This window comes from Paraburkholderia dinghuensis (assembly GCF_003837865.1).
Taxonomy (GTDB): Bacteria; Pseudomonadota; Gammaproteobacteria; order Burkholderiales; family Burkholderiaceae; genus Paraburkholderia; species Paraburkholderia dinghuensis.
The window spans coordinates 207,940-229,456 of the sequence record NZ_RQIS01000007.1 but is presented as its reverse complement, the minus strand read 5'-3'; the positions used below and the strand labels follow the sequence as shown (position 1 = coordinate 229,456).

The window sequence follows — 21,517 nt, the reverse complement described above, 5'->3', positions numbered from 1 at the left end:
TACGCGACAACGGGCGGGGTGCTCACGCAGCCCGCCCGTTCGTCTCGTCGTCTCGTGCTTCGGCCAACCGTGCGTCAAGCCGTGCCGGCATCCTCAGCGAGTCCCGCCATCAAACCGCTTGCGCGCTGCACTTTCGCGAGTACGGCGCGATCGAGCACCGACCGCCCTTCGGGCAGCACGAGCGTGAAATACGCCCGCGCGCGCGTGATGCCTGTGTAGACGAGTTCGCGCGTGAGGACGGGGCTGTACGTGTTGGGCAGCACTAACGCGGCATGCGTGAATTCGGAACCCTGCGATTTGTGCACCGTAAGCGCAAACACGGTTTCCACGCCTTGCAGGCGGCTCGGCGACACCCACTTCACACCACCCGTTCCATCGGCGGCCGGGAACGCGACGCGCAGCATCGGCGGCTCGCCGTCGCACACGGGCAATTCGAGTGCGATGCCGATATCGCCATTCATCAGCCCCAGTTCGTAGTCGTTGTGAGTGACGAGCACAGGTCGCCCGGCATACCAGTCGCCTCGCGGATCGATCAGGTTTTCTTCGTGCAACAGCCGCGCGACGCGCCGGTTCAATCCTTCGACGCCCCACGGACCACGCCGCAACGCACAGAGCAACTGGAACTCGCCGTGCGCCTTCAACACGGCGGCCGCCCATTGCGCGAGTGCTTCGGACGACGTGCCGGACCCGGGCCGTAATGCGCGCATCGTCTCCAGGTAGTGTCGATAACCGTGACGCCGCGAGAGTACGTCGTGGTCCGCACCGGCGTCTGCCGCCCTGCCGTCGACGATCAGCGCACGCAGCGGCGCGTCGTCGGTGCTGGGGCACGTGAGGCGCGCGAGATCGGCGTGACCGCGTGTCCAGATCTTCGCGACGCCCACAGCGTCGCCCGCATTGACCAGATCCGCGAGCGCACCGATACCACTGTCCGTTGCGAAGCGATGACTCTCGCGCAACATCGCGACCGCCTGATCGAGCGGCGTGCCGTGCGCGTCGAGCATCGCGGTGTCGATGCGCTCGCCGGTCGCCGCTTCGAGCCACGCGCGCGTGGCCTCCGTATAGTGCCCTTCGCGCGCGCGGTCACACAGTTCGCCCAGCACCGCACCCGCCTCCACCGAAGCGAGCTGGTCCTTGTCGCCGAGCAGAATGAGCCGCGCGCCGGGCGGCAACGCATCGAGCACCGCCGCCATCATCTCGAGATCGACCATCGACGCCTCGTCGATCACGAGCACATCGACGGGCAGCGGATTGGCCGCGTCGTGGCGAAAGCGCCGGCTGCCGGGCCGCGTGCCGAGCACGCGATGCAGCGTCGTCACGACAGTGGGAATGGCGGCGCGCAGCGCATCGCCATTCGCCAGATCGTCGAACGGCAAGCGCGCGACGGCGCCCGCGATCGATTCGTTGAGCCGCGCCGCCGCCTTGCCCGTGGGCGCCGCAAGCCGGATACGCAACGCACGCGCGCTGCCGCTTATTCCGCTTGTGCCTCCCTGCCCGAGAGCAAGCGTCTGCAAGAGCGCGAGCAGTTTCACAACCGTCGTCGTCTTGCCCGTACCGGGTCCGCCCGTGACGATGCTGAACGCGCTTCGCGCCGCGAGCGCGCATGCGAGCTTCTGCCAGTCGGCACGCGGCGGCTCGCCCGCCTGCGCCCCACGCGCGGGGAACAGCGCATCGAGCGCGCGCCGGGCCGCGCCGGGCGGCAACGCAGCCTCGAATTCGGCACTGCGCGCGAGACGCCGCACGATTGCGGCGCGCACGTCCTGTTCGTATTGCCAGTAACGCCGCAGATAGAGCCGCGTGCCCGCCAGTACGAGCGGCGTGTTGCCGGCCTCGGTGCCGACGAGCCCGGGCGCGTCGAGCGCCGCACGCCATTGCGCGAGCGTCACGCCCGCGAGGATTTCGGCAGGCGGCTGCGCGGGTTCCGCGTCGGGTGACGGTGGGCCGTCGGGGGGCAACGACAGCGCGAACGCGGGATCGTCGAGCGTCGCCGCGAGGTCGAGACACACATGACCGCGCCCGAGTTGGTGACTCGCGAGCGCGGCCGCGAGCAACAAGAGCGGCGTGGCCTCTCGCGCCTCGGTCCAGAGAAAGCGCGCGAATGCGGCATCGAGCGCGCGTAGCCAGCCACGCTCGACCCAGCGGTCGAGCAAAGCCAGCATCCGTGTCATCGATTCGCGCGCCGCAGCGGCTTCGCCCACCATTCGTCGCGGCGTGTCCTGCGCGGCCGCATCGATCTCAAGTTGCGCGAACAGGTCGCCGGTCACGCCGATCGTGTCCTTCGTGCGTCGCCTCGTCATGCCATGCCCTCTATGACGTCGTGACGCGCGAACAGCGCATCGAGTCGTTCAATCAGCTCGCGCGGCGGACGCTCGATATGCAGCCCCTGCCCCGGCGCGCGCATGCCGCGCAGGAAAATATAGACGGCCCCGCCCACGTGACGGTCGTAGTCGTAGTCGGGCAAGCGCGCCTTGAGCAGGCGATGAAGCGCAAACAGATACAGCACGTACTGCAGTTCGTAACGCGAATGCAGAATCTGCGAGCGCATCTTCGCGGCGGTGTACGAGGCGTCGTCGGGGCCGAGCCAGTTCGACTTGTAGTCGGCCACGTAGTAGCGCCCCTCGTGTTCGAACACGAGGTCCATGAAACCCTTGAGCATACCGTTCAGACGCGTGGCGTCGAGCGCGGGGCGTGCTTGCCCGTCGAGCGTCATCGACGTGACGAGCGCATCGAGTTCAAGCGTGTCGACGGTGTGCGCCGCCAGCCAGAATTCCATTTCGGCCATATACGACGAGAGCTTCGCGAACGTGACCGGCGGCACCGCCTCGCCTTCGACGGGGGGGAGTCGCAGCGGTGTCTTCACGAGATCCAGCAGCCATTCGGTGAGTGGCTCGACCCAGTGTGACCAGCCGCGCACATTGCAGCGTCGCGCGACCATGTCGCGCACCCGCTTCAATTCGGAATCCTGTGCAATTTGTCCGAACCCTTCGTTGGCCGCCCACTCCATCAGGTCATGCAGGAAGCTGCCCGCGTCGGCCCCGCGTTCGAATCCGTGCATCGTCTCGCCCGCAGGAGGCAGAGTCTGCGCGAGATCCGTGTCGTCTTCCGGCGGCGTCGTGGCGTCGAGCAGTTCGAGGAATACGTCCTCGCTGCGTGTGTCCGGCGCGGCGCGCGTGCCGTCGGGGTCCAGCGCGGCGAAAGCGCCCGGCGCTGCTTCGACCGTCTTCAGGCTCGAATAGCTCGCGATCCACCAGCGCTCGCGCACGCGATGGGGGAACGTGCGCGAGCCGCCGCGCGTCGCCGCGCTCTCGCGCATGGCGAAGCGTTCGTGCCCGGGCTCTGGCGCAGGCGCGATATCGATGTCGATGGAATCACCGCGCAAGGCATCGAGGCAACCTTCCGTTTGCCCCGCCGGCACCGGCTCGCCGCCGCTCACGAGATAACCGAACGCGCTCGACTCCACACCCTGCAGCGGCGCATAGCCGACCCAGGTCGCGTAACGCGCCCGCGTGAGCGCGACATAGAGCTTGCGCAGATCCTCACCGAGCCGCTCGCGATCCGCCTGCTGCAGCACGCGGCCATCCGCTTCGAGCGTAACGCGCGGCTCGCCCGCTTCGTCGTGCCATTTGAGCGGCACGTCGTCGGGTTTGACCGCGCGAAACGCGCACGCGAACGGCAGGAATACGAGCGGATATTCGAGTCCCTTCGATTTGTGGATCGTGACCACCTGAACGAGCGCCGCGTCGCTTTCGAGACGCAGTTGCCGCGCGTCACCACCGCCGCCCGCGCTCTCGTCCTCGCGTTGCTCGTCGAGATAGCGGATCAGCGCGTGCTCGCCGTCGAGTTGCGTACTGGCCTGTTGCAGCAGTTCCGCCAGATGCAGCAGGTTCGTGAGCGCACGTTCGCCGTTGGCGAGCGCGCCCGCCGTCTCACCGAGCAGCCGCTGTGGCACGTGAAAATCGTTGAAGAGACGCCGCAACATCGGCAGCACGCCCTTCTTGCGCCAGCAATCGCGATAGCCGCGGAACTGCAGCACGCGCACGTCCCACGCGATCTCGTCGCGGCCCAGCGCATCGAGCTCATCCCAGCCGAGCCCGAGCAACGACGTCGCCAGTGCCGTGCGTACGCGTCGACCATCGTCAGGCTCGGCGCAGGCGGCGAGCCAGTAGCGCAGCTCCTGGGCTTCCGGTGCGAGGTACACGGAGTCGCGATCGGAGAGATAAACGCTGCGCACGTCGCGTGCGTCCAGCGCTTTGCGAATCGCTCGCGCTTCCTCGCGATTGTTCACGAGCACGGCCATGTCGGACGGCTTCAACGCGCGCAGATCGTCCGCGCTTTCGAAGCCCGCCGCTTGCGTCTCGCCGAGGTTCAGGAGACGCGCCATTTCCGTCGCACAACTGTCGGCCATGCTCGCGAGGTATGCACCCTTGCTGGCGAGCGGCTTGCCGTCGGCGGCCGGCGGCAGCCACCAGACGGTGAGCGCGGGCACTTCGGCGTCGCCCGCTACCAGCCTTTCGGGGCGGCCGTTCGCCTCGGCAGGAACGAACGGAAGCGGATTGGCTTCGCCCCCGGCGCTGCGGAACAGAAAAGCACCGCGACCTTCCGCACGTGACTCCGCGGCGCCGAAACAGCGGTTGACCGCGGCCACCATCGCGCGCGTGGAGCGATAGTTCGTCTTGAGCGTATAGAGCCGCCCTTCGCACGCGCGCCGCGCACGCAGGTACGTATAGATATCGGCGCCGCGAAACGCGTAGATGGCCTGCTTCGGGTCGCCGATCAGGACGATTGCCGTATCGGCGTCGTTTTCCTCGATCCGATAGACCTTGTCGAATATCTGGTACTGAACCGGGTCCGTGTCCTGGAACTCATCGATCAGCGCCACCGGATATTGCTTGCGGATGATTTCGGCAAGACGCGCGCCGTTTTCCTTCTTGAGGGCAGCTGCGAGACGCGTGAGGAGGTCATCGAAACCCATCTGCGAACGACGCGCTTCCTCTTCTTCGAAGCGTTGCGCGACCCAGCGCGCTGCGTGGCACAGCAGCGCTTGCCGCGCTTGCGGCCGTGAGTCGAGCGCTTCGCGCAGCGTTTCTATCGCAACGAACGCCTCGTGCGCCGGCGGCTCGCTGCCAGGCTGCCAGATTTCCTTGAGTCCGGCGGGCGTGAGACGCGTCCAGACGGCGGCCTTATCGTCGAAGCCAGGGTGCTCCAGTTCGGGATCGTGCGCCCAGGTGCGCAGCTTTTCGATCCACGTATCGCAGTTGCGCGTGTTCAGCTTCCTCGCGTCGAACTGCTTCTTTGCGCGTGCGTCGTCGAGCAGCGCCTTGACTTCTTCGATCCACACGCGCCACGGCGCCTTGAGGTCTTCGAGTTGCGCGCGCGCCTTCACGCGCGCATCGAGCAGCGACGCGGCAGGCTCGGATGCATCGGGCAACAGGTCCACATGCGCGAGCAAGCCACGGATCGCCTTGTGCAATTCATCGGGATTCCTGAACCACGCGCGCACTTCCTGCGCCGATTGCACGTCCAGCGACGCCATGTACGTGCGCCAGTAATCGCGCACGACCTCCGCGCGCAATTCGGTCTGGTCGGTGACGAGCGTCTGCGAGAAGAGACTGTCGCTGTCGAACGCGTGCTCGCTGAGCATGCGGTTGCACCAGCCATGGATCGTCGACACTGCGGCCTCGTCCATCCATTCGGCCGCGAGCTGCAGGCGCCGCGCGCACGCGGGCCACTGCTCCGGCGGATAGTCCTCGCGCAGTTCGTGCAGCAGGTCGCCGCCTGCGTCGCGAGACAGAACCTCGTCCGGATCGACGCGAAAGGCATCGGCCGCTTCGATCAGACGCGCGCGGATACGCTCGCGCAGTTCCTTCGTCGCGGCATCCGTGAACGTGACGACGAGAATTTCGGGCGGCGTAAGCGGCCGCGCGCACGCACCCTGGGCGCCGGTCTCGCCCGACGCGCCATGGCCGAGCACGAGCCGCACATAGAGCATCGCGATGGTGAAGGTCTTGCCGGTGCCCGCGCTCGCCTCGATCAGGCGGCTGCCGTATAGCGGAAAGCGCAGCGGCTCCAGTGCTTCGGCCGTAACGTCCTGCACCTGGGTCATGCGGTTTCTCCAGCAGGGGCCGCGTCGCGCTTCGCGCGCGAGGCCGCCAGCGGCGCGCGCTGCACGGGCAGGAGCAGCGTCGTCGCCAGCGTGATGAATTCGTCGTTCTCGACGAGCGTTTCGAAGTCGGGAAATGCGCGGCGCAACCACGGGTTCGTCTCGCACTCGCCGGGCGAACGCATCGCGCCGTCGAATGCCGTGCGCGCGTCGTCCCATGCTTCAGCCGGAACAGCCGACCGGCTGCCATCGAACGTATCGGGCAAGCGGCGCAGCCACGCGAACGCCGTCTTGATCGCGAGCGGCAGCGGCCTGCGCGCGCCCTCATCCCAAGCGCCGAGCAACGCAATCAGCCAGGCTCGAGCGGTATCCTGCGCAATGGGCGAAAATTCCGCCACGCCCGCCTTGCTGACGATCACCGTCGTCACTTCACCCACAGCCAGTTGCGCCGCGACGTGTGCCACCCAGTAAGCGACGAGCCGTTCCCCCCGATACTTGTTGGCCTTGATAAGCGTGCCCGCATCGAGAATCACGCGACCGCGCGCGCCGTCGGGCCCCGCACGCAGATCGTCGATCCAGTCGTCGACGGTCAGCGTGCGCCCTTCTACCTGCGATTCGAGACGGATTTCATATTGATGCTCGAGCGGGTCCGGCCAGCGCGCGAGCGCCTTGCGATATTCGATGAAAAGTTCGCCCATCGGCGCGAGCAACTCCTGGCCAATCACCTCGCCGAAGCCGCCCGTCGCCAGATCGCCGCTGCGGTGCATCCGTTCGAGTCGTTCGAGTGCGGCCGGTTCGAGATCGTCCTCGCCGCGCTCCATCGCGGCGACCTGCGCGCGAATCAGTTCGCCCTGGAGTTGCCAGGCCTGCAGCGCGTCGACTTCGAACGGCTCCTGATTCTCGCTCGCCGCATCCTCGGCTTCGAACCCGACGCGCAGACGCTGCCGGAAGAAGCTACGCACCGGATCGCGCAGGAACTCGGCGAGTTCCGCAATCGAGACCGGTTCATCGCGTTCGGGCGGCGGCAGCAACGCGGTTCGCGCCGCGGCGCTGCGCAAAGGCGCGGGCCTGTTCCATTCGGACGCGTACGTATAGAGCGGCGATGCATCGGGCTGCACCGGGAAATAGTCGGCGCTGAAGGGTTGCAGACGATGCTCGATCGTCAACGCATCGACGAGCGCGTTCGGGCGCCCCTCAGCGCCTTCGAGGCGCCAGCCCGACTTCAGGTGGTCGCGCAACTGCCCCACCAGCACCGACGGCGGACGCGGCGTGTTGTCGGTCACGCTACGCCCGATCCACGAAATGTGCAGATGGTCGCGCGCGGAAAGCAGCGCTTCGAGGAACAGATAGCGATCGTCCTCGCGACGCGAACGGTCGCCGGGCCGGTAATCGCGGCGCATCAGGTCGAAGTCGAGCGGCGTGCGGCTGCGCGGATAGTCGCCATCGTTCATGCCGAGCAGGCACACGTGGCGAAACGGGATAGCGCGCATCGGCATCAGTGTCGCGAAGGTCACCGCACCCGCGAAGAAACGCTGCTGCAGACCGCCGCCATCCAGAACGCCGAGCCAGTTTTCCGCGACGATCGCAAGCGGCAGCTTGTCCGTGAGCGCGGCCTCCGCACACGCCTCGCGCCAGGTTTCGAGCGCGGCGTCGAGACGCTCTAGCGTGTAGGCGTCTTCGGGATCATCGGTGGCGAAGAACGTCGTCTTCAGCGCGCGCAGGCGTTCGCACCAGACGTCGACCGTTGCATTCTCGCGCAGCGTCTGCCACGTCGAATCGAGCGCATCGACGAGACGCGTGAGCGGACCCAGCAACGCGGCATCGAGACCGCCGATCTCCGCGTAGGGCTCGATGCCCTGCCACGCGCTCGCGCTTTCACCCGCCGCGTAGCCGAGCAACATGCGCCGCAACCCAAAGGACCAGCTATTCGGCGCGCTGATCTCATCGGCCTGCGGCAGCCCAAGACTCGCACGCTGCTTCGCGTGCAGGCCCCAGCGAATGTTCGCGCCGTCGATCCAGTTGCGCAGTGTCGGCACATCGTCGGCGTCGATTCCGAAGCGCGCGCGCACAGCAGGCACTTCCAGCAGGTCGAGCACGTCGCTCACCGTGACGCGCGACTGAGGCAGCGCGAGCAGCATCTCCAGCGCGCCGGTCAGCGGATCGAAAGCGCGCTGCGCGCGGTCCGCCACGCTGAACGGGACGTAGCGCGGATCGTCCGCATCGACGAGTCCGAACACCGCCTGGATGTGGGGCGTGTAGACCTCGATGTCGGGCACCATGACGATCACGTCGCGCGGACGCAATGCCGGATCGGCCTCGAATGCCGCCAGCAGCCGGTCGTGCAGAATCTCCACTTCGCGTTGCGCGCTATGGGCGATGTGAAAGCGGATCGATTCGTCCGCGACCGGATCGACCGAGGGCCATTGCTCGCGCGTTTCGTTCAACGGGCGCAGATCGCGGATATCGTCCTGCAACTGTTGCAGCAGCGTGAGCGGGTCGTCGCCGTCGAACAGGTCGATGCGCTGGCCGATGCGCGTGAAATGCGGCGCGTAGTTCGCGCGCGCTTCATCGCTGTCGTATTCGTCGAGCAGGCCGATGAAGTCGCGACCCTGCTTGCCCCACGCCGCGAGCAGCGGCTGCGCGTGCAGATGCAGCTGCGAATCGTCGAGCACGGCGGGCGCGCCCGCGCGGCGGCGCTGACGCGCGTGCCGTGCGCGCAGCAGGTCCTGGTCGGCGACGATATCGGCCCAGTAGTGCATACACGGGTTATGGACACACAGCAGCACCTGGGTCCAGCGCGCGAGCGCCGCCAGCACTTCCACCGACTGGCGCGGCAGGCTCGAAATGCCGAACACGACGATGCGGCGCGGCAGGGCCTTTGGCCGTTCGTCGCCTTCATGCCAGCCTTCGGCGAATCGCATGAACGACTCGTGGACGGCCGCACGGCCCGTCTGCCGCAGATCGATTCCGTTTTGCGCGTGCGTGCCCACGTCATCGAGCAGCGCGCGCCACAAAGCGGCCTGCCAGCGCGCATCGTCGGGCAACGGGATGCGCTGGTTGCGTGCGTCGATCACGACGTCTTCGTTTGCAGCCCACGCGGCGAGCCAGTCCGCGCGATAGACCTGGTACTGGTCGAACAGATCGGCCACACGTTGCGCGAGCTGGAAGCGCTTGCGCTGATCGTCGTCCTGCGCCATGAAGCGCTTGAGCGGTGCGTAACCGGGTGCGTCGAGCAGCGCTGGAAGCATGCGCATCAGGCGCCACGTGAGCCGCGATTTGTCGAACGGCGAGACGGCCGGCACTGCCTCTGGACCGAGCACCGCACGGTACACCTGCCACAAAAAACGCGAAGGCAGCGACATTTCGAGCGCCGCCGCGATGCCACAACCGCCCTCCTCGGGATCGGCGGCGAAGGCCAGCTTGAGCCACTGCGCGATGCCGTTGCTCTGCACGAGCATCACTTCTTTTTCGAGCGGAGCCACCGCGTTCTGGCCGATCCATTGCACGATCAGATCGCGCAACCGCTCGGGCTGATTACCGTGGACGAGCATCAGCCCCGTTGGCAGTTCGCGCGCGCTCAAGCGAGGCTCCTTCGCGGCGCAGTCGCGCACGAGGCTGGAGTGGAGTGGATGTGGTGTGCGGCCATGTCGCGAAGGGTTGTCCGGTGACGATGCAACGCGGGCCGGCAAGCCGGCCCGGTGTCACAGTTTACGACATTGGCGATGAAAATGAGGCGGTCTCACGTCGGGAACGTGCGCCGGCGGCACTTCGACATTTTTCGCAGAAATTCCTTCGCCTTTCGCTTTACGGTTGTGCGAGTTTTATTGCACCGGGATGGATGCGTGCGGTGCAATGGTAGGATTTCGGCAAATGAATCGAATTAATTCCACGCCATGTTTGGAGACCTCAGGGCCACACCCTTACCCGTCACGCACAGCGCAAGCCTGGCCGGTTATGCGGAGCTTGCACGCAGCGTTGGCCTCGACGCCAACGTCATGTTGCGGTCCGCGGGGCTGAACCGGCATGTCCTCAGCGATCCGGACGCTTCGGTCGGTCTGGAGGCGGCCTGCAAGTTGCTCGAGGCAAGCGCCGAGGCATGCGGCGTTGAGGACTTCGGGCTGCGGCTCGCGGCACTGCGCGATCTGTCCAACCTCGGTCCCATTGGTCTCGTGGCAAGAGAAGAAACGACGGCCATGCAGGCGCTTGACACGGTCTGCCGGTATCTGTGTTTGATCAGCCCGTCATTGATGGTGCGCATCGAACATCAAGATGGCCTCGTTGCGATTCGGGCGTACTTACTGTTGCGGCCCTCCACCCGCCGCAGGCAGGCGATGGAGCTGACGGTCGGGGTGCACTACCGGATCATCGCCGAACTGCTTGATACGGCGTGGAAGCCCGTACAGGTGTGCTTCACTCACAGGTCGCCGCAAGACAGCAGGCCCCATCGCAAGTTCTTTGGCATCCCCGTCACGTTTAACGCCGGATTCGACGGCATGGTGTGTCGCGCGGCTGACCTGGGCCGGCCGCTGCCGCGTGGCAAGCGTGACGCGACCCGCTTCGCGGTCCGGTATCTCGATCAAGTCCTGGCGCAGCAACGCCCAAGCTCCAGCGCGACGGCCCGCCAGTTCATTGCCGCGATGCTCGCAAGCGGCCGCTGCACCGCGTGGCAACTCGCCGAGCATCTGGGGGTCGATCGCCGTACGGTCCACCGACATCTGATTAACGAAGGCGAATCGTTCCGCGGGCTCCTTCAATCGACCCGGATGGAACTGGCGGAGCGGCTCGTGGCGGACAGCGACCTCCCGCTATCAGAGGTCGGCACACTACTCGGGTTTGCAGTACCTAGCGCTTTTTCCAGCTGGTTCACGAGGACATTCGGCAGCAGTCCCTCGCAGTGGCGGAGGAACCGCTAGCGAATGCCGACATGGCCCGACGCGTTGCCCTGCGTCGGGATGGTCGGCGATGTCGTCAGGCGTGGAGCGTGAAACCGCGCTGGCCGGGCTTGCGATTCGGTGCGAAGCCGACTTTGGCCAGCGTCTCGTCAATGCCGTCGTAGAACTCATCGACCTTGTAGATCTGGCGCGCTTCCTTGCCCGTCGCGATCTCCCGTCCGAATTCACGGGAAATGCGTACGAGTTGCTCGACCTGCTTGACGGTGCTCATCTTGCTCTTGTGGTCCTGCGTCCAGATGTTGTCCTCGATGCCACAGCGCACATGCAGGCCCATCGCGATGGCCATCATGTTGATCGGCAACACGTGGCGCATCGACGACTCCAGCGTCAGGATTGCGCCATCCGGCACATGGCGGATGAAGTTCATCAGCGTGTACGGATTGGCGCCGTCGAAGCCGCCGCCGATCATCACATAGGTCAGTTTCAGCGGCCCACGGTAGATACCGCGGCGCATCATGCGCTCGACCGTCTCGAGCTGGGAGACATCGCCAAGCTGAAACTCCGTCTGGATTCGCTTCGCCTGCAAACGTCGCAGATGCTCCTCCATCCACGCCGGCCCGGCTGGAATGGTCATCTCGCGATACGCCTCGTACATCTTCGGCTCGCTTAGCGACGTGCCGGCAACATCAGCCGCCGTCATCTTCTCGCAGACATTCATCTGGTTGGAGTTGATCGCGATGGTCACCTGATCGGGCTTCGGCAGCAGTTCGGCCAACATGTGACGGGTATCGTCACTCAGCCACTTCGCCGCGTCGCCTTCGTTCTCAGGTGCGAACGAGATCGAGCCGCCAACCTGCAGAATCATGTCGGGCACCGCCTCGCGCAGCCCGGCAAGCAATTCGTTGAACTTGGACAGGCGCTTGGAGCCCTTCCCGTCGTCCTCGCGAACATGCACGTGCAGCGCGGTTGCGCCGGCGTTGTAGCAATCGACGGCCTTCTGCACCTGCTCCTTGATGCTGACCGGAATGTCTTCCGGAAAATCCGAGGGGAGCCACTCAGGCCCATAGGGCGCGGCGCAGATGCACAGCTTTTGTTGATTCTCGGGGAACCACGAATCGTCCATGAAGTTCACGACTGTCTCCTTGTATGGGCCCGACAGGTGGTCGGGCCGGAATCTGGTTTTTGGGGTGTTCGATCAGCCCGCGCGAATCACGCCGGGCGCTCGCCGGGACCGAAGGGACGGTCACCGATGATGCCGGCGCGTTCCATCTTCCGGTGGCAAGGCGGATAGTCCATAACCGCGTAATGCTGGGTCGAGCGGTTGTCCCAGATCGCCATGCTGTTGGGTTTCCAGCGCCAGCGCACCTGATATTCGGGAATGAACGCCTGGCTCACCAGATAACGCAGCAGATCGCCCGCGCCGGGGTTGGCGTCCTGCCCATAGCGCACGTTCGCCGCCGTGTGGAAGTTTGTGAAGTGCGTGGTGAAAGCATTCACGAACAGGATGTGCTCGCCGGTTTCGGGATGCTCGCGCACCACCGGGTGTTCAGCGTCCGGAAACCGCGACTTGAGCGCGTGGCGTTTCTCGATCGGCATCGCAGCACCGAAGCTGGCCTCGATGCTGTGGCGGGCACGCAGCCCCGCAATCTTGCGTTTGATCTCTTCCGGCAGCTTCTCGTAGGCGAGCGCCATGTTGGCCCACGTCGTGTCGGCGCCGACGGTCGGTCCTTCTACACAGCGCAACACGCAACCCATCGGCGGCGCTTCGCGCCACGTGGCGTCGGTGTGCCACGCGTTCTCATATCGGTCGACAGGTTGGTCAGGCGATTTGTAGATCTGCACGAGGCCGGGCGCGTCCGGATGAGACGGCGCCACCGGATGATCCTCGAGTTCGCCAAACCGGCGGGCGAAAGCGACGTGCTCGGCGCGGCTGATGCTTTGATCGCGCAAAAACAGCACGTGGTGTTTCAGCAGCGCAGCTTTGATCTCGGCGAACAGGCCGTCGTCGTGGACTGCATCGGCCAGATTGACGCCGGTCAGTTCGGCGCCGATCGCACAGGTCAATGGTTCGATTCGCATCGTATTCCTCCTAGGGTCTCAGGATCAGGTTGCGAATCGTTGAATGCCGCTCCTCAGTGAAGGCCATGCGTAAGCTCCTTGTCTCCGTTCGTTTTGGGCGCGAGTTTGATTCGCGTGGAAGAAAGTTAAGATTTTCTGCGCGGATATACTTTCTCAATTGGGACAGTTACTTTCTCATTTGGGACAGCCCGCTACGCACCCCCGCAGCGTCTTGATGCATGTCAAAAATGAACGTTGGGTACCTTGTGTGGCTGGACAGAAAAACCGCGAGGTTGCTGACAACAATCACATGTTGCGAACGGCGCTGATCGTCCAGCGAATTACGCAGCGATCCGTGCAATTTGAATTGACTGAGGCAACGCGGTCTGCCATCGGCGCATGGTTCAGGGATGCAGCGTTGAGGCGGATTGATGCGGACATGCGACCGGCGATCCAGTCAAGCGTTACTGCTGCCGGTTGTGAACGCGAAGATTGGACTCGCGTTCTCAGCGCGCTGAGATACCGTGCAATGAGGTGAGTGCGGAAGGACTTCTGTTCTATGCAAACCGGTCGGCGGCCGCGAGAGTGCTGCAGTACAGGGCGGAAGATGACGCCATTCCGCCTGCTTGATCAAACTGCTGTAGTGCGGATTCGCACGAGTGGTGATCAATTCACCAGCAAAGCTCCGCCGGTACCGAGGCCAACGGCGGAGCCACCCTGGGATGTTCGGATGGCTCGAACAAACCCCTCGCGCGATAAGTCTGGCACGTCATATGGGGCGTCTGAGCCGGGTTTTTCAACAGAATCGACCACGTGCAGACACTCGCGTCAAACCCAACGATGACGCTCGTCCGTCCCATGAGAAATCGCAAGCGGCCACACTCGGCGCGTTACCAACGCGGCTGCGCAGCCGTGCACCGGCGTTACTTGCCTGCCGCGCTCTTCACGGCGCATTGCGCCACGATCTTCTCGCCGTCGCTGAAGTTGAAGGTAACAGGGATCGTCGAGCCGACTGTAAGCGGCTTCTTCGCCATCTCGAACATCACGTGATAGCCACCGGGAGCGAATGCAAGCGTGCTGTTGGCCGCGACTGTCGCTTTGTCGATCGGGACCATCTTCGACGTGCTGCCGCTGATCTGCGTCTGGTGCAGCATCGACATGCCGAACGCATCCGTGCTGACGCTTTGGAGATTGATCGGCTTGTCGCTCATGTTCATGAGTTTGAAGTAGCCGCCCGAGGGTGTGTCGCCGGGCATCGAGCGGATCCAGCAGTCGGAAACCATCATCGAGTCGGACGAAGCGGCAAACGCGGCAAACGAGACTGCCGCCAGCGGCAGCGCAATAGCAAAGTGGCGGAAGGTACGGTGCATGACATGATCTCCAATTCTGTATTGACAAAAAAACGCGACTCGTTGGCGGGATGAATGCGACAGTGCGAAACGTGACGGTCATTCACCGCATCAATATCGCGCGTGGTCCGAATTTTCCGCGTGCTAGCCACCTGTCGGCGACGTGTGGCCTAACACTGCAGCTAGCGCGAGGGTAGCCAGCATGGCAAGCGCTTCAGCCGAAAGAAGGCTGTCGAAGCGGCGCTGCACAGCAGGATAAGCCGGATCGCGTCGTTCAGCGCGAGCGTGCAGATCGGGCAGAACCACCATCCGGTTCCAGCCACCCAATGCGGTCGCAAGGGCTACGAATGCGAGCTTGGCGGCGAGCAACCGGCCCCACGCCGTTCCGAAAAGTGGCGCGCCAGCGTGTGCGGTGTCCTGCATTGCGTTGTAGAAACCGGTGACGAGGACAACCGCAAGTGCGACCGTCGCCAGATAAGACAACGCGGAGCAAAAGGCAGCCTTTTGGCCGGGTGAACCGCCCGCTTCGCGCGAACGCCGGTACAGCACGATGGCCGCGACGATCACGCTGCCAGCCCAGAGGCCAGTTGCGACCAGGTGCACGGCGTGAATGATCTCTCTCAGCGAGAAATCGCCCGAGTCCGCCGCATGGCTGAACGCAGCTTTGCCCGCCGCATAGACGAGAAGACCTATGACGAACAGCGGGAAGCCGCGCCGCCCGAAACAACAACTCAACGCCGCGACCAGTGCGCCGAGGAATCCGACTGACCATGCAAGGCCGAAGTGAGACGCTGTGAGCACGGCGCCCACTGCTGCACCGGCGGCGGTGAGCGGCGAACCGCTCATCACCGCGGCCTGGAGCCAGAGATACGCGAATGCAGCGATGGACAGCGCCGTCGCAAGGACAGCACGCCAGAGGCGCAGCGTAGCCTGCTCGAACATGCCGCTGCGTTCTCCCATTACGCCGCACGCAACCAGGCCTGTTGTCGTGGCAAACAATATGTTTTGCACCGCTGCCAGCGTGATCTGTGCGACGACGAGCGGCTCCACCGTTATTTCACCGTGAACGCATAGTGTCCCTGCGTACGGTGCCCGTCAGCAGCGACGGCTACCCACGCGACGGTATAAAGGCCTGGCGTCAGCGGATTGAGCCCCACGGACATGTGCTTCCTGTTCGATGGCTCAATCGCCGCCTTGCCGCTCGTAACGGCGTTGCCTTTCGCGTCGGTAACGGCGATCGAGCTGAACGCGGGTTCGAGCGCGTCGTCGAAGTCGATCGCCACGTCGGTTTGCGCGGTCGTGACGGTCGCTCCGGCTGCCGGCGCCTGGTGAGTCGGATGGGCGTGCGCCAGCGCGAACTGGCAACTGGCGATCATCAGCGCGGCCACAGCGGCGCGCGCGGTCGTGTGAAATTTCATGAGACGGTCCTCGCTGGTCAGAACAACGGTTTGCCGAGCGTTTTCGGCGCAATATCATCGAAGAAAAGATGGGCCTGTACGAGGATGCCCACATGCGAACCGCTCGCGCTGTTGATGGGTATCTGTGCTTCGACACCGAACTGGCCATAGCGGTTGATCCAGATGAAGCCTGGATTGATTGTGCCGGTGGTTTGGCCCTGGCTTCTCGATAGCGGAAACTCGACGACAGGAACAATGTTCGACAGCGGCTGCGGCAGTCCGAAATCGTGCACCTGCTGCTGCAGATACGGCAGGCTGTACTGGACCGTGAACCCGTAATCGAAGGAGTTGGGCTGACCGGCCCCGGTCGTCAAGGATGGCCCGGCTTCGGCGGTAATGGCAACGGGTCGCAGATAAGCCAGTGAGTCAGGCAGATCGCCCATGCCCTTGCCAACGAAGAGTGTCGGCGAGATGGCCGAAAAACTGTTCGCAATCGCGCGGCTACCGGTTCCACCCAGTTCAGCGTGCACCCCGACTGACGTCATGAATTCGTGCGGGGCGTTCACGTACAGCAGATATTTCAGGCCGACCCCAAAGTTATCGAACCCGCGGGCGGTCGGATTGTTCTGCATCACATAAGCGCCATCGACAGACAGGGCAAGCCTCGACGTGATCAGCTTGTCATACTCGAAGCTGAACGTATTGATACTTTGATCGCCGTTGTCTCCAGGAACACGCTGATGCCCGTATTCGAAGTTAGCTTCATCGCCGACACCTGGATCATCGACAGCCATCGTAGACGGAAAGACGCGGTCGCCCGCAACGGCGTGGGCAGTGGCCGGTGACGAGGCGAGCAGGAGCGCGGTCGCGGCGAAAGAGAGGGTGGCCGCGGCGAAGAAGGGTTTTCCGTGGCGAGAGGTCTTGCTATTCATGTTCATCCATCGAATGAGGTCGTCGTCGTGCCGCCGCGAGTCTACAAAGACACGCGGCAACACCTGGCGATGCGTTCGTGTATGGCATCGCCACCAGGGCTCAATTCAGAATGAAACGGGGGGCGCGCGTGGTTGGGCCGACGCGAGCGGATCGACGCGGCGCACACTCTCGAACCGCGTCGCAACGCGATGCTGGATGGCCCAGACCGTGACCGCAAACGCGGGCTCCACACTCGGTAGTGCCGGCATGTGCGCCAGCAGGTTGCAGTAGCCGCAAGCCTGCCAGTGGCCAGCCAGAGCGTGCGACGAGCCTGCGTTATCCGGCGTGTTGCCAAGCGTCGAATGGGCAGCGCAGTGCGAGCCTGGATGAAGTCCGGCCTCATGGGCGCCGGGCAGTGCCTGCGAAACGGTCGGCGCGAGCGTCGCCATCAGGATCGCCAGCAATCCCAAAAAACAACCGAACTTCTGGCGGAAGCGGCTCAGCATCTTGCTGACGTTTCGATATCGAAATGGTGGTGGAGAATGCGCAGAATTATGCCATGGGGGGGTTGACAGTTCACCCGCACGACGATTTGACGCACCACCTGACACCTCGCGTCGCCCAGGGATGAGATGCTCGCCGGCCTGGTCCGGATGACTCAGAAGGGATGGTTACAGCTGACTGCATCGGGTAGCTGTCGGCCATGAACGGACGGTTGATGAATCCACACAAATCGTGAGCCTATGCCCCCACCTGTCGGGGCCATTGTGGACCCCGCATAAATGATGTATCGTAAATGCATGTTAAGCAAACCCGCACCGTCCTTCGACGAACCGCTTGAAATGCTTAGGGCGTGTCATGAGCGAATTGCCGCACAATGCGCCACGCTTGAGAAACTGTCAGCGCACCTGCTGTCGCACGGCGCGGACGAGCAGGCGCAGCAGGCGGCCAGAAACATCATGCGCTACTTCGACGTGGCCGGACCACATCACCAGGCTGACGAGGAGAACGATCTCTTTCCAATGCTGATGGAGGTCGGCCAGCGCCAGCGTTCGTCAATAACCGAATTGATCGCGTCGTTGCTCGAAGAGCATCGATCCCTGGATGCAGGTTGGGCGCAGTTGCGAGCGGAGCTAGTCGATATCGCCCAAGGGCAGGTCAGGCCGCTCGAGCGTGCGTGGGTGGACAGCTTTGTCGGTGCCTACCACCGTCATATAGCCGTGGAAGAGGGGCAGGTTCTGCCATTTGCCGAAGCGTGCCTGGATCGACAGAAGCTGGAAAAGCTAAGCGCGGCAATGGTGGCTCGACGCACCATGCCGCTGCAGTGAAGCTCGCAAGGATGTTGCCTCGATCCGATTACGAATTCGTGGACAGAGCAAAGCATGCCGACCGCAAATGAATCTACTACCGGTGTACCGCCGCGTAAAACGCTCTTTTCTACGCAGTCTGCGTGCGCCGTTGCATATCGGCGTGCGCGATCGAACCTCAATCTAGCCTTAAAGGAGTTTGCATGAACGAAACCGGTCCTGACATCTACCAGTTCGATGCGCGCGGTGTCGCGAAGCGCTTTCGCCACGCGGCGATCTTCGGCGCTCTCGAATCGCTCGATCGAGGTGAAACGATGCGTTTCATCAACGATCATGATCCGCTGCCGCTGCTGCAACAGATCCAGCAACGTTATGGCAGCCAGGTGCAGATCAAGTACCTCGAGCGCGGTATGCAGGGCGTTGTCATCGATATGGTGATCGCTGCCCCTGATGCGCACGAGGAAGCTTCGACTGCAGGTGCTGCGTCGTCGTGTTGCGGCGGCGGTTGTGGCGGTTAGCCTGATCGATCGACATGGCAAAGCAATTTCCATTGCACCCTAAGCACCCCGAGCGCATCTGCTGGGGGTGCGACCACTACTGTCAGGCCGATGACATGCGCTGCGGCAACGGTCAGAGTCGGACACAGCATCCATGCGAACTGCTCGGCGACGATTGGTATGAAGTGGGTGACTGGGGCATTGAGGTGGACGAATCCAAGAAGGTGGTGATACCAATAGTCCCCCAGGCTCAGCGGTAGCGTCCGTCGCGTGAGCGCAATCAGGACGCGTCGCATCGAACCGGACGCGAGGCGATTGTTCGGAAACACAATCTGATGTGGTCTCTGCGAAGCCTTGCATTCGGTCTGGAAAGACCGTTACCGTGCCAGCCTGTGCGCGCAGCCGCTCCCCTCCACTTCACTCCTTCGTTGTCGGGCCGGTTGGCGTGATCCTGCCAGTCGTTTGCCCTCAAATCCCCATTTCCGCCCGGCGACTGGAATAACCCACTGCCGACCGGCGGTCGTATGCGTGGATCATCGTCAGATCGTCGCGCTCAGAATGTGGCATTGCGAGTCATATTGACCGATTTTGTTGCAACACGTAAAGTGTGCCTCCGAAGAACCCCACGCACGAATTGAGCGTTCTGGAGAAATCGGAGATGACCCGTCCGACGCATTTCAATGAGATCACGTTTGCAGAGGACCTCCCAATGCATGCGGCCTTCTCAGCGACAGCCAACCCCTGCATCGCCCCCCGTGAGACGGTACGCTCATGAGTACCCGCGCCCTACCCGCCAGCAATGTTGCTCAATCGGAGAGCGACACGAATCTCACTGACCGTCGTCGCGTGTGGCAAGAGCGCGCACTCGACGCAAACGCTCGCGCGCTCCTCGCGCGCGATTCCGCGGCGTTCGTCCACCAGTCCGTGTCCACTCCGTGCCTGAATGCAATCGCCAAGGCCGAAGGCATCTGGATCGAGGACGTCCAGGGACGCCGATACATGGATTTTCACGGCAATAACGCTCACCACATTGGCTACGGTCATCCGCGCCTCAAGCAGGCCATTGCGGCGCAGATGGACGCACTGCCGTTCGCACCGCGCCGATACGCCTGCGAGACCGCGGTGGAACTCGCGGAAAAACTCGCGTCGATCTCGCCTGCCGATTTATCGAAAGTACTCCTGACGACTGGAGGCTCCGATGCGATCGAAGTCGCGATCAAACTCGCGCGCGCAGCGACCGGACGCTTCAAGACGCTGTCTTTCTGGGACGCTTTCCACGGTGCGGGAACCGGCGCATCGGCGTTGTCGGGAGAAGCCCTGTTTCGCGCGGGGCCGGCCGCGCCGCTCGTCGCGGGCGCGCAGCACGTCGCGCCATTTGCGTGTTATCGGTGCCCATACGGGCACGCCTGCGACGAGCACGGCGCGCCCAAGCTCGAAGCATGCAACATGGCGTGCGCAAACATGGTGGACTACGTGCTCGCGCGCGAGGGCGACGTCGCCGCTGTGATCGCCGAGCCCGCGCGCTGCGTCCCCTACCTGCCGCCGCCGGGCTATTGGCGGCGCCTGCAGGAGATATGCCGTCGCCACGGTGCACTGCTGGTCTTCGACGAGATTCCGACCGGACTCGGGAAGACAGGGAAAATGTTCGCGTGTGATCATGACGGCGTCGCACCAGACATACTGGTGATGGGTAAAGCGCTGGGCGGCGGAATTCTCCCCATTGCCGCGTGCATCGCGCGCCCGGATCTGGACGTGGCCGGCGACTGGGCGTTTGGTCACTACACGCATGAAAAGAATCCGGTTACGACGCGCGCTGCGCTCACGACGATCCAGATCATCGAGGACGAAGGTCTCGTGGAGAATGCGGCGCGCGTGGGCGCACTCGCGCTCGAACGTCTGGATGAGATGAAGCGCCGGCTGGGCGCGATTGGCGACGTGCGTGGGTGCGGGCTGCTGCTTGGCATCGAACTCGTGAAAAGCCGCGCGGACAAAACACCTGATAACGAACTGGCCGAGGCCGTGTTGTATCGCGCGCTCGACCGCGGCCTGTCGTTCAAGACGACAATGGGCAACGTGCTGACGCTTACACCGCCGCTCACCGTCACGCCCGCCCAGATGCTGGATGCCCTGGCGGTTATCGAAGAGGCGATCGCGGCGGGGACATAGGATGATCGAAGATAACCGAACGTACGCCTGCTATTTGGATCCTGCTGTTGGGTGCGCGAGGCGGTAGTTAAGTACGTTTGCTCGCAATAGAACGTGCGTGACTCGTGTGATTCCGGTCAGCACGCAATCGATGAAACTTCAAAAGAAGATCTCATAGAAACCCACGCAAACAAGGAGGACGCCAGCGAGCACGCCAGCCGATTTCCCCACGCGATGCACGCCCAATTTACCGAGGTAAGTGCCGAACGAGATGGTGATAATGCTGACGACAAAAACTACCGCGGTCATCGCGTAGATATTCAGGCCCAACATCCCGGCACCGGCGCCATTGGGAATATTGTTGATCGTTAGACCGAGGGCTAACGCAAGCGCCTCTTTCGAGTCGATATGGCCCGAGAAGTCCCAGTCGGCGACAACAGGATTGTTGAGAATCTCCGCGATATGGTGAACACCGTATGTGGAGCGCGCCGTTTTCGTGACGAGGTCTGCTTCCCGACGCTCCCGGACGCAGTGCATGAACTTTTCCTGGTAGATGACCCAGAGCCCCGCCAGGACAATGACGCCGCCACCGAGCAAGGTGTCCATCCGCAGGTTTATGAAACGGTAAACGCTTTGCCCGAGAAGAATAGACAGAAAGGTCCCGGTGGCAGTAACCGCCGCGATCAGGACGTTGGAGGTGATGGGGATGTGGATCTTCCGGAAGCCGTATGAGGTCCCTACCCCGATGTTGTCGAGATTGCTCGATACGGCGATCAACAGGATGGGAAGAATCGAGGTGTACAGGACGGCTTGAATCATGTTCTGGAACTTCTTGTGAAGACCGGAAAATCCACCTTCAATTC

The 21,517-nt window shown here is 63.5% G+C and carries 15 protein-coding genes and 1 pseudogene; 5 read left to right on the top strand and 11 right to left on the bottom strand.

Features of this window, described 5'->3' with window-relative positions; all coding sequences use genetic code 11:
• Positions 1 to 74 precede the first annotated feature (74 nt).
• The 3 genes from recD to recC are packed head-to-tail and all read right to left on the bottom strand — an operon-like array spanning position 75 to position 9,678.
• Entirely contained in the window at positions 75 to 2,294 is a 2,220-nt protein-coding gene (gene recD, locus D1Y85_RS11865; RefSeq protein ID WP_246024884.1) for an exodeoxyribonuclease V subunit alpha, read from the bottom strand.
• Positions 2,291 to 6,100, bottom strand: a complete 3,810-nt coding sequence (gene recB / locus D1Y85_RS11860; protein ID WP_124151243.1) for an exodeoxyribonuclease V subunit beta — start codon at positions 6,098 to 6,100, stop codon at positions 2,291 to 2,293. Before recB ends, recD begins: the two co-directional genes overlap by 4 nt.
• A complete protein-coding gene (recC, locus tag D1Y85_RS11855; RefSeq protein ID WP_246024883.1) occupies positions 6,097 to 9,678 on the bottom strand; it encodes an exodeoxyribonuclease V subunit gamma in 3,582 nt (1,193 codons plus the stop codon). Before recC ends, recB begins: the two co-directional genes overlap by 4 nt.
• A gap of 312 nt (positions 9,679 to 9,990) precedes the next feature.
• On the opposite strand from recC, the gene D1Y85_RS11850 reads away from it, so the two are divergent.
• Positions 9,991 to 11,010, top strand: coding sequence for an AraC family transcriptional regulator (locus tag D1Y85_RS11850; protein WP_124151242.1), 1,020 nt, complete (start codon positions 9,991 to 9,993; stop codon positions 11,008 to 11,010).
• A 55-nt stretch (positions 11,011 to 11,065) separates the two neighbouring features.
• On the opposite strand, the gene D1Y85_RS11845 is transcribed toward D1Y85_RS11850, so the two are convergent.
• The 7 genes from D1Y85_RS11845 to D1Y85_RS11815 all read right to left on the bottom strand — a co-directional run bounded on the left by D1Y85_RS11845 (position 11,066) and on the right by D1Y85_RS11815 (position 17,211).
• Positions 11,066 to 12,121, bottom strand: a complete 1,056-nt coding sequence (locus D1Y85_RS11845; protein WP_124151241.1) for a beta-keto acid cleavage family enzyme — start codon at positions 12,119 to 12,121, stop codon at positions 11,066 to 11,068.
• A 77-nt stretch (positions 12,122 to 12,198) separates the two neighbouring features.
• The gene (locus D1Y85_RS11840; protein WP_124151240.1) at positions 12,199 to 13,068 is read right to left on the bottom strand and encodes a TauD/TfdA dioxygenase family protein; all 870 of its coding nucleotides are present in this window, start codon (positions 13,066 to 13,068) and stop codon (positions 12,199 to 12,201) included.
• 902 nt (positions 13,069 to 13,970) lie between these two features.
• Positions 13,971 to 14,417, bottom strand: coding sequence for a copper chaperone PCu(A)C (locus tag D1Y85_RS11835; protein ID WP_124151239.1), 447 nt, complete (start codon positions 14,415 to 14,417; stop codon positions 13,971 to 13,973).
• A gap of 123 nt (positions 14,418 to 14,540) precedes the next feature.
• Complete coding sequence (locus D1Y85_RS11830; RefSeq protein WP_124151238.1) at positions 14,541 to 15,446, bottom strand: CopD family protein; 906 nt, start codon at positions 15,444 to 15,446, stop codon at positions 14,541 to 14,543.
• A 2-nt stretch (positions 15,447 to 15,448) separates the two neighbouring features.
• Positions 15,449 to 15,814 (bottom strand): copper resistance CopC family protein, encoded by a 366-nt coding sequence (locus D1Y85_RS11825; protein WP_124151237.1) that lies wholly within the window; start codon positions 15,812 to 15,814, stop codon positions 15,449 to 15,451.
• A gap of 17 nt (positions 15,815 to 15,831) precedes the next feature.
• Positions 15,832 to 16,725 carry a hypothetical protein gene (locus tag D1Y85_RS11820; RefSeq protein WP_124151236.1) on the bottom strand — a complete coding sequence of 298 codons (894 nt, stop codon included), beginning with the start codon at positions 16,723 to 16,725 and terminating at the stop codon, positions 15,832 to 15,834.
• A 105-nt stretch (positions 16,726 to 16,830) separates the two neighbouring features.
• Positions 16,831 to 17,211 carry a DUF2946 domain-containing protein gene (locus D1Y85_RS11815; protein ID WP_124151235.1) on the bottom strand — a complete coding sequence of 127 codons (381 nt, stop codon included), beginning with the start codon at positions 17,209 to 17,211 and terminating at the stop codon, positions 16,831 to 16,833.
• 276 nt (positions 17,212 to 17,487) lie between these two features.
• On the opposite strand from D1Y85_RS11815, the gene D1Y85_RS11810 reads away from it, so the two are divergent.
• The 4 genes and pseudogenes from D1Y85_RS11810 (at position 17,488) to pbfA (ending at position 20,675) form a co-directional block, all read left to right on the top strand.
• Entirely contained in the window at positions 17,488 to 18,033 is a 546-nt protein-coding gene (locus D1Y85_RS11810) for a hemerythrin domain-containing protein (protein WP_246024882.1), read from the top strand.
• A gap of 182 nt (positions 18,034 to 18,215) precedes the next feature.
• Positions 18,216 to 18,452: pseudogene (locus D1Y85_RS27570) on the top strand (DUF2249 domain-containing protein); the annotation flags it as partial.
• A 92-nt stretch (positions 18,453 to 18,544) separates the two neighbouring features.
• On the top strand, positions 18,545 to 18,769 hold the full coding sequence (locus D1Y85_RS11800; RefSeq protein ID WP_124151233.1) for a DUF3079 domain-containing protein: 225 nt from the start codon (positions 18,545 to 18,547) through the stop codon (positions 18,767 to 18,769).
• 511 nt (positions 18,770 to 19,280) lie between these two features.
• Positions 19,281 to 20,675 carry a (R)-1-hydroxy-2-aminoethylphosphonate ammonia-lyase gene (pbfA, locus tag D1Y85_RS11795; RefSeq protein WP_124151232.1) on the top strand — a complete coding sequence of 465 codons (1,395 nt, stop codon included), beginning with the start codon at positions 19,281 to 19,283 and terminating at the stop codon, positions 20,673 to 20,675.
• A 138-nt stretch (positions 20,676 to 20,813) separates the two neighbouring features.
• On the opposite strand, the gene ytaF is transcribed toward pbfA, so the two are convergent.
• Positions 20,814 to 21,473 carry a sporulation membrane protein YtaF gene (gene ytaF, locus D1Y85_RS11790; protein WP_124151231.1) on the bottom strand — a complete coding sequence of 220 codons (660 nt, stop codon included), beginning with the start codon at positions 21,471 to 21,473 and terminating at the stop codon, positions 20,814 to 20,816.
• Between the last annotated feature and the right edge of the window lie 44 nt (positions 21,474 to 21,517).

Bases quoted from the DNA above. Each gene is read 5' to 3' on its own strand.
- recB (WP_124151243.1), bottom strand. From the start codon at position 6,100: ATGACCCAGGTGCAGGACGTTACGGCCGAAGCACTGGAGCCGCTGCGC.
- D1Y85_RS11810 (WP_246024882.1), top strand. From the start codon at position 17,488: ATGATGTATCGTAAATGCATGTTAAGCAAACCCGCACCGTCCTTCGAC.
- pbfA (WP_124151232.1), top strand. From the start codon at position 19,281: ATGAGTACCCGCGCCCTACCCGCCAGCAATGTTGCTCAATCGGAGAGC.
- D1Y85_RS11835 (WP_124151239.1), bottom strand. From the start codon at position 14,417: ATGCACCGTACCTTCCGCCACTTTGCTATTGCGCTGCCGCTGGCGGCA.
- D1Y85_RS11815 (WP_124151235.1), bottom strand. From the start codon at position 17,211: ATGCTGAGCCGCTTCCGCCAGAAGTTCGGTTGTTTTTTGGGATTGCTG.
- D1Y85_RS11825 (WP_124151237.1), bottom strand. From the start codon at position 15,814: ATGAAATTTCACACGACCGCGCGCGCCGCTGTGGCCGCGCTGATGATC.
- D1Y85_RS11840 (WP_124151240.1), bottom strand. From the start codon at position 13,068: ATGCGAATCGAACCATTGACCTGTGCGATCGGCGCCGAACTGACCGGC.
- D1Y85_RS11800 (WP_124151233.1), top strand. From the start codon at position 18,545: ATGGCAAAGCAATTTCCATTGCACCCTAAGCACCCCGAGCGCATCTGC.
- recD (WP_246024884.1), bottom strand. From the start codon at position 2,294: ATGACGAGGCGACGCACGAAGGACACGATCGGCGTGACCGGCGACCTG.
- D1Y85_RS11820 (WP_124151236.1), bottom strand. From the start codon at position 16,725: ATGAATAGCAAGACCTCTCGCCACGGAAAACCCTTCTTCGCCGCGGCC.
- ytaF (WP_124151231.1), bottom strand. From the start codon at position 21,473: ATGATTCAAGCCGTCCTGTACACCTCGATTCTTCCCATCCTGTTGATC.
- D1Y85_RS11850 (WP_124151242.1), top strand. From the start codon at position 9,991: ATGTTTGGAGACCTCAGGGCCACACCCTTACCCGTCACGCACAGCGCA.